Consider the following 18,096-nt stretch of genomic DNA (forward strand, 5'->3'; position numbering starts at 1 on the left):
CAACCGACCCAGAAAACGATTGAGCTATCTCACTCCAGCCGAGGTCTTTTTCAACTACGATACCCTTGCACTTCGTGAGTGAATCCACCCCGCTTAGCTGTTGGTAAGAGAAGGTAGTCACGCCCTTTTCATTGAATTCGACACTTTCGAAGAAACGCTTGGCAGCTGAGACAGGCAAGGCATTGATTGGAGAATCCTTTGGAATTCGACTCATATATCCATTCAAGTCCGCCCTGCTTCTTAGCGGTGCGAGATCAAAGTCGACCTGACGCGCTAGACGAACATCATCCCGGATAATCTGTATAGCAGCCTCGTCCGACTTGTTAAAATCTTTATACTTCGAGAAGGACTGCGATGAAAATGGCATTGAAATAAAGAGGATCGCAACTATCCAAATGGGTTTTCCGTTCATTAAAGTCTCCTAATTCGAGTGAATTTTGAGGATTCTTAGTGACTGTATTGAAACTACAAATTAATCCAATCAGACATAGACATTATAGACGCCCATCACGCTTTTGCTTGAATAATTTCCAAATTTTTATTATTAATATAACTAATTAATCATGCCTGCAATGAACCATTTGGCCGTTTCAGTCTTCAGGCACCGCCAACACCGCGTCCAGTGCGGGTTTGGGGCGATGATGGCGGTCGAACAACAAGGGATAGTTGATGCGGCCGGGTACCGGATAGTCGTTCTTCCATGACATGCCGTCGCTGACACCCCAGACGCTGACGCGCGCCAGCGTGTCGCGCTTGCGCCAGAACAGCGCGAACAGTTCCGCATAACGCTCGGTCAACTGTGCCTGCACCTGCGGCGGCAGACCATCGCGATATGGGTCGAGAAAGCGCTTGAATTCCGGCAGCTGGAACTGCTTGTGTGCCAGGCCGGTGCCGATCACCTGGCCTTCCCTGGTAACCGGCAACACGTCCACGTCCAGCTCGGTCACCATGACCTTGATACCGAGGGCGGCATACGCATCGATGGCCGCTTCGATGTCCTGCACGCTGGGATAGTTCAGCCCCCAATGCCCCTGCATGCCGACGCCGTCGATGCGGATGCCGGCCTGCTGCAGCATCCTGACCATGCGCACGATGCCATCGCGCTTGGCTGGACGCCAGGCGTTGAAATCGTTGTAGTACAGCTCGGCGTCCGGCGCGTAGCGCTGCGCGAAGGCAAACGCATTGCGCACCACGGTGTCGCCATCGCCGACACGTTGCACCCAGTTGGTGGCGCGGTAACTGCCATCTTCGTCGATGATCTCGTTGACCACGTCCCAGGCCTGTACCTTGCCGACATAGCGCCCTGCCACCCGTTCGATATGCGCACGCATGCGCTCGATCTGTGCCGCCGCGGTGTTGGGTGCGCCGTGCGCATCCACGAAGAACCACTCCGGGGTCTGGTTGTGCCAGACCAACGTGTGCCCGACCACGAACAGGCGCTGGCGGTGCGCATAGGCAACGAACGCATCGGCGGCGGCGAAATCGAACACACCCGGCCGTGGGGCGACGACCTCGGCCTTCATCACGTTCTCCGGCGTGACGGCATTGAAGTGGCAGGCCACCAGCGCCGCCGAGGCAGCGTCCTTGCCCGAGACGATCTCGGCATTGACTGCCGTGCCCAGCAGGAATCCGCTGGAATATGCACCTTTCAGCGTCGCCGCTGCGGGCGCGCACGCCGGCGCGGCCAGGGCCGGTGCAGCGCTCGTGCTCGCCGCCAGCAGCAAGCCGCAGCACAGCAGGAATGGTCGGTTGGGCATGCGCGTTCTCATGGCAACGGGCAGGCATCTGGCAGGGGGTGCGGCCAGGGCCGGCCGGTGTGCATCGGTAGGCAGCTCACTCATTCCGCCTGCACCTGCACGCTGGTGGGCTGCAGCGTGTCCGATTCCACATGCAAGGTGATCGGCCCGCGCGCACCGGCGCGTGCGCGCACGATGGCCAGGCACAGGCCGTTGAAGGCGTTGCGCTGTGTCGAGGCGAACGACTCCAGGTTGGTGGGGTCGCCATTATCGGTGGCCACCAGTTCGCCCGGTCCCTCGATGCGAAAGCGCAGGCGGTCGCCCGCGGTCGGTGCAGCACGCCCCTGGCGATCGAGCAGGCGCACGGTGACAAAGCTCAGGTCCTTGCCATCGCCACGGATGCGGCGGCGGTCGGGCGTTGCCTGCAGGCGTGCGGCATGGCCGGCGGTCTGCACACGGTCGCTCGCCCAGGGCCTGCCGTTCTTGTACGCCTGCACGCGTAATTCACCGGGCTGATACACCACATCGTCCCAGCGCAGCCGGTACTGCAGTGGCTCTTTGCGCTTGCGCCCCTGCGAGACGCCGTTGACGAACAGCTCGGCCTCATCGCCGGAGGTGAACACATGCACCGGCGTGACCTGCCCCTCGCGTCCCGGCCAGCTCCAGTGCGGCAGCACGTGCGCCATCGGCAGGTCCGGGCGCCACCGCGCTTGATACAGCCAGTAGCGGTCTTTCGGAAAACCCGCCAGATCGAAGATGCCGGTGTACGCACTGCGTGAGCTGTAGTACGGCGTGGGTTCGCCCAGGTAATCGAAGCCTGTCCAGACGAATTCGCCGGCCACGTACGGGTGCCGGTCCAGCGCGGCGAACACCTTGTCCGCACTGGAACCAAAATCCACCGCATGCAGTTCGTAGGCACTGACCTGATGCGCCACCGCATCGCCGCCGCGTCCCTCGCGCACCGGTGCGCTGGTGTCCGGGGTCACCGGGAACAGATACACCCCGCGGCTGCTCACTGCTGAAGCAGTCTCACTGCTGAAAATGGCCTTGTGCGGAAACTTCGCATGGAATGCCGGGTATTGCGGCTGCTTGCGTATGCGCTCGGTGCCCTCGAACTCGGGCGTATCGCGAATGCCCTCGCCCTGGTAGTTGAGGCTGATGACATCCAGCGCGGCCGGCAGCGGCATCTCGGGCGAGGCGTAGTTCATCGCCACCGTGGCCAGGCGGCTGGGATCTTCGTCGTGCACGATGGCATGCAGCTTGCGCGCAATGGCCGCGCCCTGCTCGCCGGTGTACTGCTCGCCCACTTCGTTGCCCACGCTCCATAGCATCACCGACGGATGATTGCGGTCGCGGCGCAGCATCGCGCGCAGGTCCGGCTCGTGCCATTGCCCAAATACCAGGTGGAAATCCAACGGAGTCTTCTTCATTTCCCAGCTGTCGAAGACTTCGTCCACCACCAGCAGGCCCATGCGGTCGGTGAGTTCCAGCAGCTCTGGCGCAGGCGGGTTATGGCTCATGCGGATCGCGTTGGTGCCCATCTGCTGCAGCAACTGCAGCTGGCGCTCGGCGGCACGCACATTGAACGCAGCGCCCAACGCGCCCAGGTCGTGGTGGTTGTTCACACCACGGATGGGCACGCGCTCGCCGTTGACCAGCAGGCCGTTGTCGGCATCGAACACGATGCTGCGGATGCCGAACGGGGTGTCGTAGCGGTCCACCAGCTGCCCGTTCTGGCGCACCTCGGTCACCGCCACATAGCGATGCGGCTGCTGGGTGGGCGGTGGTCCCCACAGTTGCGGGTTCTCGATCTGCACGGTGCCCTGCACGCGGGCACTGCCGCCGGCAGGCACCGCAACCTGCGCCGGCGCGATGTGCGCCACGGCCGCGCCACTGGGCGTACCGCTGTCGGCATCGAGCTGGTAGATCGCGGTGTCCACCTGTGCCTGCGTGGCAGTGCGCGCGGCGTTGTCCAGGGTGACGGCCAGTTGCACCTGCGCCGATGCCGCCGAGACCTGCGGGGTGGTCAGCTGCGTGCCCCAGTGCGCGACATGCAGCGGCGCGGTCTTGGTCAACCATACCTGGCGATACAACCCGCCGCCGGGATACCAGCGCGCCGAGTCGGGCGGATTGTCCAGGCGGATCGCCAGCTGGTTGCGCCCGCCAGGAATGGCATACGGAGTCAGGTCAACGCGCCAGGAGCTGTAGCCGTAAGGCCAGCCGCCGACCAGCTTGCCGTTGAGCCAGACCGTGGCATAAGACATCGCGCCATCGAGATCGAGAAACAACGAGCGGCCGCGATCGCTGGCCGGAATGTCCAGGGTCTTGCGGTACCAGCCCACGCCCCAGCTCGCCAGCCGGCCCATGCCACCGTAAGGGCCCTCGGCCAGGAACGGCCCGGCAATGGCCCAGTCGTGCGGCAGGTCCACCGATTGCCAACGGCTGTCGTCAAAATCTGCCTGCACATACGCCACGCCGCTGCCTGGATGGCCTGGCGGGCGCTGATGGCGCTGCGCAGGATCGGCGATCAGCGCATTGCCGGTGGGCAGGATCCACGGCTTGAGTACGTCCTTGGCCGGTGGCTGCAGTAGCTGCGCCTGATCCGGGCGCGCATCGGCCACCTTGCCGTCCTCGCTGCGCATCACCTCCGGGCGCACGTCGTAATCGAGCACCACGGTGTTGCCCGGCGGGTCGCCGCGGTGGAAGCGCCATTGCGCCGTGAGCGCTACACGCTCGCGCGGGGCCACACTGACCGGCTGCGCGGCGGCCAGTGCGGGCAGCACCGCACACACCACAATCACAATCACCATCACCGACATCCAGCACCCGCCGGCCGGGCCCAGACCGCACGAGGCGAGCGCTTGCCGCAGCCGTGCCATCGGCCTCACAGTTTGTACGCCTGCTTGGGCAGCCGGTAGGCCAGGTCCACTGCGATCTCCATAGCCTCGTCTTCATCCAACCGATGCTCGGCCACCAGCGTGGCCAAAAACGCGCTATCCACGCGTCGCGCCACGTCGTGCCGCGCGGGAATCGACAGGAAGGCGCGCGTGTCGTCGTTGAAGCCCACCGTGTTGTAGAAGCCGGCGCTGGCCAGGGTCTGCTTGCGAAAGCGCCACATGCCTTCGGGTGCATCGTGAAACCACCAGGCCGGGCCCAGCAGCAGCGCTGGGTAATGCCCGGCCAACGGCGCCAGCTCGCGGCTGTAGCTGGTTTCGTCCAGGGTGAACACGATCAGGCGCAAGCGCGCATCGTTGCCATAGCGATTCAGCAGCGGCTTGAGGGCCTGCACATAGTCGGTACGCATCGGAATATCGGCCCCCTTGTCGCGCCCGTAGCGCTGGAACAAAGGCTGGTTGTGGTTGCGGTGGCAGCCCGGATGCAGCTGCATCACCAACCCGTCGTCCAGGCTCATGCCGGCCATTTCGGTCAGCATCTGCGCGCGGAACAGTTCGGCCTGCGCCGGCGTCGCGGCGCCGCGCACCACCGTCTCGAACAAGCGTTGCGCCTCGCCCGGCGACAGATCTGCCGTCGCCGCGCTGGGGTGGCCGTGGTCGGTGGAGGTGGCGCCGTGCGCGGCGAAGAACGCGCGGCGCTGCCGGTGCGCACGCAGATAGCCGGGCCAGGTCAGCACATCCTCGCCGGTGAGTGCGCCGAACTGCTGCAGCGCCCCAGCGAACTGTTCGTGCTCCGGGTCCACCACCGGATCCGGACGGTAGGCGGTCAGCACGCGGCCCGTCCATCCGCTGGCGGCAACGGCGGCGTGGTGCTGCAAACTGTCCAGCGGCGATTCGGTGGTGGCGATCACCTCGATATGGAAGCGTTCGAACAGCGCGCGCGGCGCAAATGCCGGGGTCTGCAATGCAGCGGTGATGTGGTCGTAATAGTGATCGGCGGTGGCCGCATCCAGCCGGATGCGCAGATCGAACACTTCGTGGAAGACATGGTTGAGCCACAACGCCGACGGCGTGCCGCGCAACAGCGCGAAGTGTTCGGCAAACACCCGCCATGCCGCACGCGGGTCCACCGCCGCGCGGGTGCCGTCGGCACGCGGAATGCCCAATGCCTCCAGATCGACGCCCTGGCTATAGAGCATGCGGAACACGTAGTGGTCGGGCACCAGCAGCAGTTCTGTTGCGTTGGCGAACGCCGCATTGGTCGCAAACCAGGCCGGATCGGTGTGCCCGTGCGGGCTGATGATCGGCAACCCGGCGATCCGTGCATACAGGCGGCGTGCGATGGCACGCGTGCCGGGGTCGGCGGGCAGCAGGCGGTCGTCGTGCAGGGTCAGGGGAGAAGCTGTGGACATGGAATCAGGACACCAAGAAAGACGGGAAACACACGCTGTCGGCCGCCCGCGTCATGGCGCGGGCGTGCCGGGATGGCTGGCCACGTAATCGCGCAACCAGGTCAAGGCCGGGCGCTCGCTACCATCGCCGCGCAGCAGATACGCCGCTTCCTTGTCGCGCCACAGGCCGGGACGAAAGCCCCACAAGGTGATGCCGCGCACCGCCGGGTGCTCCCAGAAAATGGGGAATACGCGCTGGTAATCGGCCAGCTGCTGCGCATCAGTGGGTCCATCCAGATCGAATTCGGTGATGTAGATCGGCAGGCCGGTGGCGGCCAGCGCATCCAGGTTGGCGCGGTGCACCGACATCGCCACATTGGGCGTGGTTTCGAAGGCATGCTCCTGAATCCCGATGGCATCCACCAGATGCTCGCGCTGCAGCAGTTGCACGATCTGCAGATAGCGCTGCGTGGCCTTGGCATTGTTGGTGATGCTGTAGTCGTTCATCATCAGCGTGGTGTGCGGGAAGTACTGCCGCGCCAGTCGAAACTGCTGCAGCACCCATTCCCATCCGCTGGCGCCATTGCCACCCAGCGCCTGCAGATAATTGCCGCCGCCGGTATCGCTCTTGCTGGGCGGGTCGTTGAGCGGTTCATTGACCACCTCCAGCAGATCGATATCCGGGTAGCGCTGCGCCACGGCGGCGAACCACTGCTCGATCTCGCGGCGCTGCTCGGCCGGTGGCAGGGTCTTGATCCATTCCGGCTGCTGGTTGCCCCACACCATCACATGCATCTGGAACGGCATGTCGTTGGCCTTGGCAAAGCGGTAGGCCGTGTCCAGCCCGCTCCAGTCCATCTGGTCGCGCACCGCCTCCACCGTGCCCCACTTGCCGGCATTCTCCGGCGTGAGCTTGTTCCAGTACTGCGCAAATCCCGGCGCCTGCTGCGGGCTGTAGGCACTGCCCAGAAATTTGGATGCGCCCGCTGCCAAGGGTGCGGCCTGGGCCACCGATGCGATGCTTGCGGCGAGCAACACGCCCAACCCCACTCTATGCAACTGCATGATGCGTTCCTCAGGAAGATGGCGGCGCCGTCGTGGCCGCCGGCAGGTGCGCCGGTTCCAGCCGCGGCACCAGATGATGCACGACGGCCAGCGCCAGCAGATAGGCAGAACCGGCCATCAGGAACACCGGCACATAACTGCCGGTCGCCTGTAGCAAGAATCCGATGAAGGTGGCGATGAGCATGCCGCCCACTGCACCGGCGAATCCGCCGATGCCCACCACCGTGGCCACCGCATGGCGGGGGAACATGTCCGAGGGCAGCGTGAACAAGTTGGCCGACCAGCCCTGGTGCGCGGCGGTCGCCAAGCCGATCAACGCCACCGCCAACCACAGATTGTCTGCGCGCGCGGCGAACACGATCGGCACTACCGAGACGGCGCAGATCAGCATGGCGGTCTTGCGCGCGCGATTGACGCTCCAGCCGCGCGCGATGAACCGCCCGGCGATCCAGCCACCGGCAATGCTGCCCACGTCGGCCAGCACGAAGATCACGATCAATGGTGCACCCAGTTGCAGCAGGCTCAAACCGTATTCGGCATGCAGGAACTTCGGCAGCCAGAATAGGAAGAACCACCAGATCGGGTCGGTGATGAACTTGCCCAGGACAAAGGCCCAGGCCTGGCGATGCCGCAGCACCTGCAACCACGACAGCCGCCGTTGCATCGGCTCGTGCGCGTCGCTGCGGATATGCGCCAGCTCCGCCGCCGACAAGCCGGGCTGTTGCTCGGGCGGGTGATAACTGACCCACCACACCAGCAACCAGGTGGCGCTGAGCACGCCGGTGAACAGGAAGGCCGCCTGCCAACCCCAGGCGGTGGCGATCACCGGCACCAGCAGCGGCGCCACGATGGCCCCGATATTGGAGCCGGAATTGAAGATGCCGGTAGCCAGCGCGCGCTCGCGGCGCGGGAACCATTCGGCCACGGTCTTGAGCGCGGCGGGGAAGTTTCCCGACTCGCCCAGTCCCAGGAAGAACCGCGCGATCGCAAAGCCCACCACGCTGCTTGCCAGCGCGTGCCCCATCGCTGCCAGGCTCCATACCCCGATTGCCAGCGCATAGCCGATGCGGGTACCGAAGCGATCGATCACCGCTCCGCTGCACAGCAGCCCCAGTGCATAGGCGGCCTGGAAGGCGGTGACGATGTAGCCGTACTGGATCTCGTTCCAACCGATCTCGGTCTGCAGGAAGGGCGCCAGTACGCCCAGCACCTGGCGGTCGATGTAGTTGATGGTGGTAGCCGCCAGCAACAATGCGCACACCCGCCAACGCACGCGGCCCAGCCCCGCTGGCGCAACGACAGGCGCGTCCTTGGCAGGCTCGCTCATGCGTATGGCCTGCGTGGCGGGCATGTACCGCGCCGCTGCTGGACCGGCATGGCGGCAAGGACGGTGCGCGCACCGCTGCGGTGCCGGTCAGGCATGTGGCTGCCGCGTTCTTCGCTGGGCTTCATCGACCACTGCACCTGCACGAGGGTGGCCTTGCGCCACGGGTGATAGCGCTACCATTACCATGCCGACCGGCGAAATCCATCGCGCACTGCAACACGGCGCATGCCACCTGCGTGCGCAAACCGGACAGCGATAACGCGCCCGCGCAGCGGATTGCCTGGCCGGCCCGCCTATGCTGCCCTGCAGCGTGATGTTGCAGATTTGGTAGCGCTAACATCCAACGCCACTGATCGCCCGTTCTTCCCCACCGCACCATCGCCGCGCCGATTCCCGGCAGCGGCACTCCCTGCGCCGGGGCGATGCGTGGGACATCTGCTCACCTGTTAGGGAAGGGATTACGGTGAAGAACAGCTACGCACAAACCGCGTTGTCCTGCGCGTTGGGATCCATCTTGCTGGGCATGGCCAGCAGCGTCGCCTGGGCCCAGTCCACCGATGCCGCCACTGCGCCACCGCCGCCGGACCCGGCCGGCAACAGCGACGCGGTGACCCAGCTCGATACCGTCACCGTTTCCGGCTACCGCCGCAGCATCCAGTTCTCCACCGATGCCAAGCGCGATTCGGTCGGTTTCGCCGACACCGTATTCGCCGAAGACATCGGCAAGTTTCCGGACATGAACATCGCCGAGTCGCTCAACCGCATTCCCGGCGTGCAGCTGGCGCGCGACGTCAATGGCGAAGGCCTCAACATCGCCATCCGCGGCCTGGGCACCAGCTTCACCAAGACCACGCTCAACGGCTCCAGCATCGCCACCGCCTCGATCGGCCTGAACGCGCAGAACCAGAACCGCGAAGTCGATCTGAACCTGTTCCCCACCGAGTTCTTCACCCAGCTCACCGTCAGCAAGACTCCTACCGCCAGCATGCTCGAAGGCGGCGTCTCCGGTGTGGTGGACATGCGCAGCGCGCGCCCGTTCGATCGCCCCGGCGTGCATTTCACCTATCAGGCGCAGGCCGACTGGAACAGCACCAGCGAGAAGACCACCCCGCGCGGCGCCTTCATGGGTAGCTGGACCAATGAGGAAGGCACCTTTGGCGCGTTGTTCGGGGTGGCCTCGGTGCGCAGCAAGCTGGGCGTGCGCGGCTTCGAGAGCGTGGGCTGGACCAACCCGGGCCTGACCTATACCCAATGCGGACTCACCCCGCCCGCAGGCACGCCGGCCACCAATCAGCCGGCGGCCTGCAACGTCAACGGCGGCGGTAACTGGCGCATTCCCGACCGCGTGCCGGCCACTGCCGGCAGCGGCCTGACCACCGGTGAGACCATCGATGCGGCCTGGCTGCTGGCACGCAACCCGGGCCTGAGCATCGCCCAGATCAGCGATGCACTGATCCCGCGGCTGGGCCGCGACGTGTACATGAGCGGTGATCGCAACCGCGATGCCTCGGTGATGTCGCTGGAATGGCGCCCCTCCGACAGCCTGCATTTCTACTTGGACACGCTATATTCCGAAGCCAAGCGCACCACCGAGCGGATCAGCATGAATCTGATCGGCCGCAACGGCAACATGATTCCGCTGGGCATGCAGCTGGACCAGAACAACGTGGTCACCAGCGCCACCTTCGCCAACGCGCAGTACTTTCTGGAAGCACGCCCGTACCGCGAAGAGGTCAAGTTCTGGAGCGTCAATCCCGGTGCCGAGCTGCTGTTCGGCGCCGAGCAGGACATCAAGCTCAACGTGCAGGCCAATGCCACGCGTAGCTGGCTGGATCGCGAATCGCCCAGCATCCTGGTGACCTCGCCGTTCACCACCGTCGACTATCGCAACGAAGGCGGCGACCGCCCCTCGATCAGCAGCCCGCTGGATCTCAACGACCCCAACCTGGGCTGGGGCTGGACCGGTGGCCGGGTCAATATCCAGAACGAAAAGCGCATCACGCAAACACGCGGTGCGCGTGCCGACCTGCAGTTCGGCGAAGACAAGCGCAACATCAAGATCGGCGCGGCCTACGACCAGGCCGAACGCACCATCCGCGGCTTCGACAACAGCATCGCCTGGGAGCGGGTGGTGTGCCGTGGCGATGGCGGTAACGTGTGCAACGGCGGCCCTGGCTCGGCCGTGCCCAGCGCAGTACTGGCGACGTATCTGCGGCCTGGCCCGGATGGCTTCATCACGGCCGATTTCGACCGCTTCCTGCGCGACACCAATTATTACCCGTTGCGCGACTCCGCGCCGGAAACCAACTCCGCCAACACCGGTGCCTCGGCCGGCGGCATCCGCGAGAAGAACCTGGGTTTCTACATCGAAACCAATGCCGAAACCGAAGTGTGGAACCGCACGCTGCGCTTCAATGCCGGTGTGCGTTACGTGACCACCGACCAGACCATCACCGGCCCGGTCACCATCAACGGCATTCGCCGCGTGCAGGTGCTCGATTCGGACTACAAGGAAACCCTGCCTTCGTTCAATGCCGCCTGGGACGTGGCCGACAACGTGGTGCTGCGCCTGTCCAGTTCGCGCACGCTCACCCGCCCGGACCCGAGCGCGATGTTGCCCAACACCAACTTCAGCGACCCGTCTGCGCAGACCGCCACGCAGGGCAATCCGAACCTGGCACCGTACCTGTCCACGAACGTGGACTTCGGCGGCGAGTGGTACACCGGTGGCGAAGGCTATGTCGGCCTGACCCTGTTCAACAAGCGCATCAGCGGCTTCACCGTCAACGGCGTGCGGCGCATTCCCTTCAACGACCTGGGCGTGCCGTACGAGAGTCTGCTGCCGATCCAGCAAGCCGGGTTGGACCAGCGCGGCGGCCCGAACGCCGCCACGGTGGACGTGCAGACCCAGGTCAATGCCGACGGCGTGCTCAATATCCGCGGCACCGAAGCGATCTGGGTGCAGCCGCTGGACAAGCTCATCGACGGCCTGGGCTTCAGCGTGAACTACACGCACGTCACCCAATCCTCCGAAGGCGAAGGCATCCCGGCAGTGGCGGTGGGCGTGGCGCCGAACCTGTGGAACGGCACCGTGTACTGGGAGAAGAACGCCGCCTCGGTGCGCCTGTCCTACACCTGGAACGACGACATGGTGATCTCCGGTGCCAACCAGAACGGCATCCCGTACGCGCGCCTCAATGCCGACGCACGCGGCCAGCTGGATCTGTCGGCCAGCTACGCGCTGGACTGGTTGCCCTCCAAGCCGCAGCTCACCCTCAACGTCACCAACATCACCGACGAGCCGCTGCGCACCACCTACGCCTGGCCCAACGCCACCTACGACCTGTACCAGCCCGGGCGCACCGTCATGCTCGGCATCCGCGGTACCTTCTGAGTGCTGTGCCCGCCGGTTGTTGGTGACATGTCCTGCAACCGGCGGGCAAGCGCGCGCCGCGGCGCTTTCCGCAGCACTCTTCGAGTCCGCCCGACCTCATGAACACTGCGTCTTCCCCGCTGTCACTACGCGAAAAGATCGGCTACAGCCTGGGCGACCTGGCCGCCAACCTGATCTTCCAGACGCTGGTGACGTTCCTGGCGTTCTTCTACACCGACGTGTTCCGCATTCCCGCCAGCGCAGCGGCCACGTTGATCTTCGTGGTCGGCCTGCTGGGCGCATTCGTGTTCACTCCCGTCATCGGCATCCTGGCCGACCGCACCCGCACGCGCTGGGGCAAGTTCCGTCCGTGGATCCTGTGGACGGCGCTGCCGTTCGGTGCCTTGTCGCTGGCCGCCTTCAATACACCGGCGCTTGGCGAGCAGGGCAAGATCACTTACGCCTTCGCCACCTACACCTTGTTGATGCTGGTGTACGTGGCCAACAACCTGCCGTATTCGGCACTGAGCGGCGTGCTCACCGGCAGCATGGAGCAGCGCAACAGCCTGTCGGCTTACCGCTTTCTGGCCGTGACGCTGGCGCAGTTCGTGATCCAGGTGCTGCTGCTGCCCTTGGTGCTGATCCTGGGCAATGGCGACAAGGCGCAGGGCTTCCGTAACACCATGGCGTTGTTCGCTGCCGTCGGCACGCTGTGTTTTCTCATCACCTTCTTCACCACCCGCGAGCGCGTGCGGCCCATCAGCGAGCAGCGCAGCAGCGTGCGCCAGGACCTGACCGATCTGCTCCGCAACAAGCCCTGGCTGGTGATGCTGGCGCTGACCATCCTGGTCTTCATCAATCTCGCCATGAAGGGCGGGATGTACATCTATTACTTCAAGTACACCCTGGATGCCAGCGCGCTGGCGCAGTTTCTCGACAACGCCGGCTTCAATCGCTTCATTGGCGGCATCAACGGCGTGCTCACCAGTGCCGGCATGACGGCGCTGCACTGGCCGCAGGACGCTCCCACCTCGGCCTTCAGCGTGTTCAGTGCCGGTGGCATCATGGCCATGATCGCGGGCATCGGCTGTTCCAAGCGCCTGGCCGACCGCCATGGCAAGCGCAACGTGTTCGGTGGTGCGCTGCTGATCTCCACGCTGTTCCTGCTGGCGTTCTACGTCTACCCGCCCACCGCCATCGGCTGGGTGTTCGGCTCCTACGTGCTGCACGGCTTCTTCTACGGCATCACCATTCCGCTGCTGTGGGCGATGATCGCCGATGTGGCCGACTACTCGGAATGGAAGAACCACCGCCGCGCCACTGCGATCATCTTCTCGGCGATGTTGTGTGGCCTGAAGATCGGCCTGAGCATCGGTGGCGCGCTGGTCGCCGGCATCCTGGCCTGGTACGGCTACGACGCCGCGTTGGCGCAGCAAAGCGCCGCCGTGAACGATGGCATCCGCCTGGCCATCAGTGTGTATGCCTCCCTGCCGTTCCTGCTCAGCACCGCGCTATTGGCGCTGTACGAGATCGACAAGCCCCTGGAATCCCGTATCGAACGCGAACTGGACGCACGCCGCCAGGCGGCGCTGCCGACAGTGGGCCAATGACTTCCCTCCCCCTCATGCACAGGTACGCGCATGTCCGATGAACTGCAAGCCGCCACCCTGCAGGCGCTGGCGCGCACCGCCATTTCCGCACCGCTGGTCAGCCACATTTATACAGCCGACCCTTCCGCACATGTGTTCGACGGCGCGCTGTACATCTACCCCTCGCACGACATCGATGCCGGCGTTGCCTTCAGCGACGACGGCTCGCACTTCTGCATGGAGGACTACCACGTCTTTCGCATGGCGCATCCGCACGCGCCTGTGGAAGACCTGGGGCAGGTCCTGCACGTACGCGACGTGCCTTGGGCACAGCGTCAGATGTGGGCACCGGATGCCGCGCAGCGCAACGGCAAGACCTACCTGTATTTCCCGGCCAAACGCGCCGATGGCATCTTCCAGATCGGCGTAGCGGTAGGCGACGGCCCGCAAGGCCCGTTCACCGCACAACCGCAACCGATCGCCGGCAGCTACTCCATCGACCCGGCCGTGTTCGGCGACGCCGATGGCGAGCATTACCTGTATTTCGGCGGCATCTGGGGCGGCCAGCTGCAGCACTACCGCGACAACGGCTACGCGCAGACCCACCAGGAACCCGAAGGCACAGCGCCCGCGCTCGGCCCACGCGTCGGCCGCCTGCGTGAGGACATGCTGCAGTTGGCCGAGCCCACCCGCGAGGTGGTGATCCTGGACGAACACGGCAGCCCGCTACGCGCCGACGACCACGCCCGCCGCTTCTTCGAAGGCCCCTGGATGCATCACCACGCCGGTCGCTATTACCTGTCGTATTCCACCGGCGACACCCACCTGATCTGCTACGCCACCAGCGAGACGCCCTACGGCCCGTTCACCTATCAAGGCGTGCTGCTGGCACCGGTGATCGGCTGGACCACGCACCACTCCATCTGCAACGTCGATGGCCAGTGGTACCTGTTCTATCACGATGCCAGCCTGTCGCAGGGCCAGACTCACCTACGCAGCATCAAGATGACACCGCTGCAGCATGACGCCGATGGGACGATCGCCACGATTTATCCGTATGGGGAGCAGGCGGTGTCGCCTTGGTGAGCGGCGACAGCTAGGCCTACGCGCCACGGAGCAGGAGCATCTTGCATTCCATTAGCGCTTCGCCTCAGCAGAGAACCGCGTGAGTAGATGCGCGTGAGAGTCCTTCGTCAGTACGACGATACAATGCTGGATCAGCTGCGATCAGGCTCCACGACCACTGCGGTTCCATAACACAGCACCTCGGTCAGACCTGCCATCAACTCGGTGGCGTCATAGCGCACTGCGATGACGGCATTACCACCCAGCTGCCTGGCATGTTGCACCATATCGCGATAGGTTTCCGAGCGGGCCTGCTCGCACAGTTCGGTGTATATGGTGATGTTGCCGCCGAACAGTGTTTGCAGGCTGCCAAAGAAATTCCCCACGATGGAACGCGACCTCACGGTGATGCCGCGCACCAACCCCAGGTTGCGAACGATCTGGTAGCCCGGCAGTTCAAATGCCGTGGTCACCATACTGTCGTTGAGCGACAAGAGCGACGCGTGGATCGGCGAAGAGTCGTATGGATTTGTCACGAACGCATCTCCCGATAGGATGACAACGCACTGGCGTTTCTTCTCCGGAGGCATAGATGCATTTTACTGCTCCGAGAATTCCCAACCATCGTTATAGCCGCCCAAGGGCATTGCCTGTAACGCCAGCTCCTCTTCGAACGCCACGATCGCCTTGTAGGTGGCAACCATGGTCGGATACACGGTGACGTCCATGGGGAAGGCAGTGTTTTCCGGGTAATAGCGGCAGCACACCTTCTGCTCGCAGCGGAGCATGGCCACCGAGAACTCCAGTGCCGCCTCCTTGGTGGGAAACACGACCGAAAAGGCGATTTCGCGGGTCCTGGAAAGATCCACTCCCTGCTGCGCGATGTGCCAGAGGGTGTCGCCGTTGTCGTCCTTGGGATGGAGGGTCAAATCTCGCTGCATGGCGCGCTTGGTGAGTGACGGCCGGCCCGGCCAAGAACGCCAGGATGGCGACTGTCTGGCCGACAATCCAGCAGCACTACGGCACCCACACCAAATTCATCAACTGCGGGTTCGCCGTCACCTTGACCAGCTTGCCACTGGGGCCGAACTGCACCTGGTACTCGGAGAAGCTGTCGCGCCAGTAACGCCACAGCGAGGCGTCCAGATTGGGGTTCTCGCTGCTGATCGGGTAGCCGACGGCCATGATGACCTGCTCGCGGGTCATGCCGCCGGTGAGCTTGCCCTCATTGATGGCCTGGCGGATCTTGGGCGGGAAGGTGGCGAGCTTGAGCTTGGGGTCGGCGGTGACGACGTAGCGGGCGGCGAAGGCGGTGTTGTCCAGGTCGCGGCTGTAGTCGTTGCCGATGGACTGCTTTTCACCGGCAATCTTCAGGTTGACGCGGTTGCGGCCAAAGCCGGTGACGCTGACCGGCGTACCGACCGGGAGCAGGTGCTTGCCGTCTTCGACGTAATTGCTGTCGCTGATCCAGCTGCCGTCGGTGCGCAGATTGCAGCACAGGAAGCCGTCGTACTTGGTCACGTCGGCGGCGCTCGCCAGGTCGGAAGCTGTCAGCAGGCCCAGGGCCAGCAGGGAAGTACGCAAACGCATCGGGAGGACTCCTTTCTCGACGGCCGGGGCCGCACGGCAGTGATGGCTAAGGCGTCGCCGTTTCCCCGACGCCGCGCGAGCATTGTCGCAGCCTCCGGCCACTTGGCAAGCGCGGGTGACGCGCACCGCCCGGGGTTGTGTATGCTCGGGGCGTGGACACTCTTTCACCCGCCGAGATCGTCGAGCAGATCGCCGAGTTGCGACGTGCACACCGCGCGTTGGACGAGGAGATCCAGCGCGTGCCTGCGAACATGGAGGACGAGCTGCAGATGAAGCGCTTGAAGAAGCGCAAGCTGCATCTCAAGGACTGCATCACGCGGCTGGAGATGGAGCTGGTGCCCGACGAGCCGGCGTGAGGTCGCCTTGCGCTTGGGCTTGCTTGGAGCGCCTGACAGACCGTAGCGCGCAGGCGCTGGGTTGGGCGGCGCGGTCCTCGCCCCCTGTAGGAGCGCACCTGGGCGCGATGGGGCTTTCACGGGAAGGCCCTCGCGCCCAGGTGCGCTCCTACAAGGACCGCCTGCCTGGGTCTGCGAATTCACAGCATGTGATCGCGATCGTCCAGGCGGGGGCATGAACCGGCTTGGCAGGCTGCACGCCGTGACTGTCGGCAGCGATCCCGCGTGCCTGGCAGCAAGAACCGGGCGGTATGCATGGTCCTTGCTCCCTGTAGGAGCGCACCTGGGCGCGACGGGGCTTTCACGGGAAGGCCCTCGCGCCCGGGGGCGCTCCTACAAGTATTGCGAGCGGGCTGACTGCTGGGTCTGCGAAGTGGCAGCATGTGATCGCGATGGCATGAATCAGGCTGTCAGCGATGGCTACAGCTACTCAGCCTGCGCGCAGCAAGATCTTGCCGCGACGGCCCGGCTCGGCGCTTGCTGCAGCGGCCTGGGCGGCGTCTTCCAGGTCGAACACCGCTTCAACGGGCAGCGCCAGGCTGCCGTCCAGAGCCGCCTTGAGCAGTTCGCCGATCATGCGGCGCTTGTCCTCGGGTGGAGTGGCGGCCATGACCTTGCTACCCCAGAAGCCGCGCACGGTGGCCTGCTTGAAGATCACATCGCCGCTGGAAATCTGCAGCGACTCGCCGGTCATCGAGCCGAAGGACACCAGCTCGCCACCTTCGGCCAACAGGCCAAGCAGCTCGCCGGCAGCGGCGCCGGCCACCGAGTCGATGCCGCGGACGATGGGCGCATCACCGGCCAGCGCGCGCACCTGGGCCTGCCAGCCGTCCTTGGCGGTGGACACGGCATTGCCGATGCCCAGCGCCTTCAATTCTTCGACACCGGCGTCGCGGCGCACCAGGTTGACGACGTTGATGCCGCGGGTGGCGGCCAGCATGGCGACGGTCTTGCCGACGGCACCGTTGGCGGTGTTCTGCACGATCCAGTCGCCTTTGCCCACGCGCAGGAATTCGATCAGCATCAGCGCGCTCAACGGCATGGCGATCAGCTGGCAGCCGCGGTCATCGTCCAGCGCATCGGGCAGCGGCACCACGCCGGAGGCGGCGGCGAGGAAGTACTCGGCCCAGCTCTCGTGCACCCCGGCCGCGACCACGCGCTGGCCAACCTGCAGGCCGTCCACGCCCTCGCCCAGCGCATCGACGACACCGGAACCCTCACTGCCGCCGATCGCGGGCAGCGCCGGCTTGTAGCCGTAGTTGCCGCGCACGGTCCACAGGTCGTGGTTGTGGATCGGCGAGCGCCGCATGGCGATGCGGACCTGGCCCTTGCCGGGCTGCGGTACCGGGCGTTCGCCAAGCTCGAGCACCTTGGCGGGATCGCCGAATTGGGTATGGATAGCTGCGCGCATGAAGGTTTCCTGTCGGCAGCGCCCGTGGTGCAGCGCCTCGCCGATCACAGTGAAAGGGGCTGCGATGTTAACGAGAACACCGCAAGCGGCTGATGAAACGACCGCAACCATTGTGTGAAAGCCGTGCAAGATCCCGAAGGACGAAACGCACGCCACCGTGATGAAGATCACTGCGCTGCAGGGTGCAATGGTGGCTGCAACCGCCCCTTCATCCGGCGCTACGCGCCACCTTTTCCCGATGGGAGAAGGATGCCGCAGTG

The 18,096-nt window shown here is 64.8% G+C and carries 13 protein-coding genes and 1 pseudogene; 4 read left to right on the forward strand and 10 right to left on the reverse strand.

Annotation, left to right across the window (positions count from 1 at the left end; genetic code table 11):
• The 6 genes and pseudogenes from XcuCFBP2542_RS15755 to XcuCFBP2542_RS15780 form a co-directional block, all read right to left on the reverse strand.
• A pseudogene (locus XcuCFBP2542_RS15755) lies at positions 1-412 on the reverse strand (hypothetical protein); the annotation flags it as partial.
• A 178-nt stretch (positions 413-590) separates the two neighbouring features.
• On the reverse strand, positions 591-1,757 hold the full coding sequence (locus XcuCFBP2542_RS15760; protein ID WP_104604752.1) for an endo-1,4-beta-xylanase: 1,167 nt from the start codon (positions 1,755-1,757) through the stop codon (positions 591-593).
• A gap of 80 nt (positions 1,758-1,837) precedes the next feature.
• Positions 1,838-4,546, reverse strand: coding sequence for a beta-galactosidase GalB (gene galB, locus XcuCFBP2542_RS15765; RefSeq protein WP_104604790.1), 2,709 nt, complete (start codon positions 4,544-4,546; stop codon positions 1,838-1,840).
• A 74-nt stretch (positions 4,547-4,620) separates the two neighbouring features.
• The gene (gene uxaC, locus XcuCFBP2542_RS15770) at positions 4,621-6,042 is read right to left on the reverse strand and encodes a glucuronate isomerase (protein ID WP_104604754.1); all 1,422 of its coding nucleotides are present in this window, start codon (positions 6,040-6,042) and stop codon (positions 4,621-4,623) included.
• Positions 6,043-6,093: 51 nt separating this feature from the next.
• On the reverse strand, positions 6,094-7,086 hold the full coding sequence (locus XcuCFBP2542_RS15775; protein WP_104604756.1) for an endo-1,4-beta-xylanase: 993 nt from the start codon (positions 7,084-7,086) through the stop codon (positions 6,094-6,096).
• Between the two features lie 10 nt (positions 7,087-7,096).
• Positions 7,097-8,413 carry an MFS transporter gene (locus XcuCFBP2542_RS15780; protein ID WP_104604758.1) on the reverse strand — a complete coding sequence of 439 codons (1,317 nt, stop codon included), beginning with the start codon at positions 8,411-8,413 and terminating at the stop codon, positions 7,097-7,099.
• A 463-nt stretch (positions 8,414-8,876) separates the two neighbouring features.
• On the opposite strand from XcuCFBP2542_RS15780, the gene XcuCFBP2542_RS15785 reads away from it, so the two are divergent.
• The 3 genes from XcuCFBP2542_RS15785 (at position 8,877) to XcuCFBP2542_RS15795 (ending at position 14,461) form a co-directional block, all read left to right on the forward strand.
• Entirely contained in the window at positions 8,877-11,807 is a 2,931-nt protein-coding gene (locus tag XcuCFBP2542_RS15785; RefSeq protein WP_167526987.1) for a TonB-dependent receptor, read from the forward strand.
• A gap of 98 nt (positions 11,808-11,905) precedes the next feature.
• Positions 11,906-13,396, forward strand: a complete 1,491-nt coding sequence (locus tag XcuCFBP2542_RS15790) for an MFS transporter (RefSeq protein ID WP_104604760.1) — start codon at positions 11,906-11,908, stop codon at positions 13,394-13,396.
• 30 nt (positions 13,397-13,426) lie between these two features.
• Complete coding sequence (locus XcuCFBP2542_RS15795) at positions 13,427-14,461, forward strand: glycoside hydrolase family 43 protein (protein ID WP_104604762.1); 1,035 nt, start codon at positions 13,427-13,429, stop codon at positions 14,459-14,461.
• 131 nt (positions 14,462-14,592) lie between these two features.
• On the opposite strand, the gene XcuCFBP2542_RS15800 is transcribed toward XcuCFBP2542_RS15795, so the two are convergent.
• The 3 genes from XcuCFBP2542_RS15800 to XcuCFBP2542_RS15810 all read right to left on the reverse strand — a co-directional run bounded on the left by XcuCFBP2542_RS15800 (position 14,593) and on the right by XcuCFBP2542_RS15810 (position 16,030).
• The gene (locus tag XcuCFBP2542_RS15800) at positions 14,593-14,976 is read right to left on the reverse strand and encodes a YbjQ family protein (protein WP_104604764.1); all 384 of its coding nucleotides are present in this window, start codon (positions 14,974-14,976) and stop codon (positions 14,593-14,595) included.
• A 63-nt stretch (positions 14,977-15,039) separates the two neighbouring features.
• Entirely contained in the window at positions 15,040-15,381 is a 342-nt protein-coding gene (locus XcuCFBP2542_RS15805; protein ID WP_104604766.1) for a ribonuclease E inhibitor RraB, read from the reverse strand.
• Between the two features lie 76 nt (positions 15,382-15,457).
• Positions 15,458-16,030: a hypothetical protein gene (locus tag XcuCFBP2542_RS15810; RefSeq protein ID WP_104604768.1), complete on the reverse strand. Its 573-nt coding sequence runs from the start codon at positions 16,028-16,030 to the stop codon at positions 15,458-15,460.
• Positions 16,031-16,182: 152 nt separating this feature from the next.
• On the opposite strand from XcuCFBP2542_RS15810, the gene XcuCFBP2542_RS15815 reads away from it, so the two are divergent.
• Positions 16,183-16,386, forward strand: a complete 204-nt coding sequence (locus XcuCFBP2542_RS15815) for a YdcH family protein (RefSeq protein WP_167526988.1) — start codon at positions 16,183-16,185, stop codon at positions 16,384-16,386.
• Between the two features lie 469 nt (positions 16,387-16,855).
• On the opposite strand, the gene XcuCFBP2542_RS15820 is transcribed toward XcuCFBP2542_RS15815, so the two are convergent.
• On the reverse strand, positions 16,856-17,836 hold the full coding sequence (locus XcuCFBP2542_RS15820; protein WP_104604794.1) for a zinc-binding dehydrogenase: 981 nt from the start codon (positions 17,834-17,836) through the stop codon (positions 16,856-16,858).
• Positions 17,837-18,096 lie beyond the last annotated feature (260 nt).

Origin of the sequence: Xanthomonas cucurbitae (assembly GCF_002939885.1) — a bacterium.
In the GTDB taxonomy this organism is placed as follows: domain Bacteria; phylum Pseudomonadota; class Gammaproteobacteria; order Xanthomonadales; family Xanthomonadaceae; genus Xanthomonas; species Xanthomonas cucurbitae.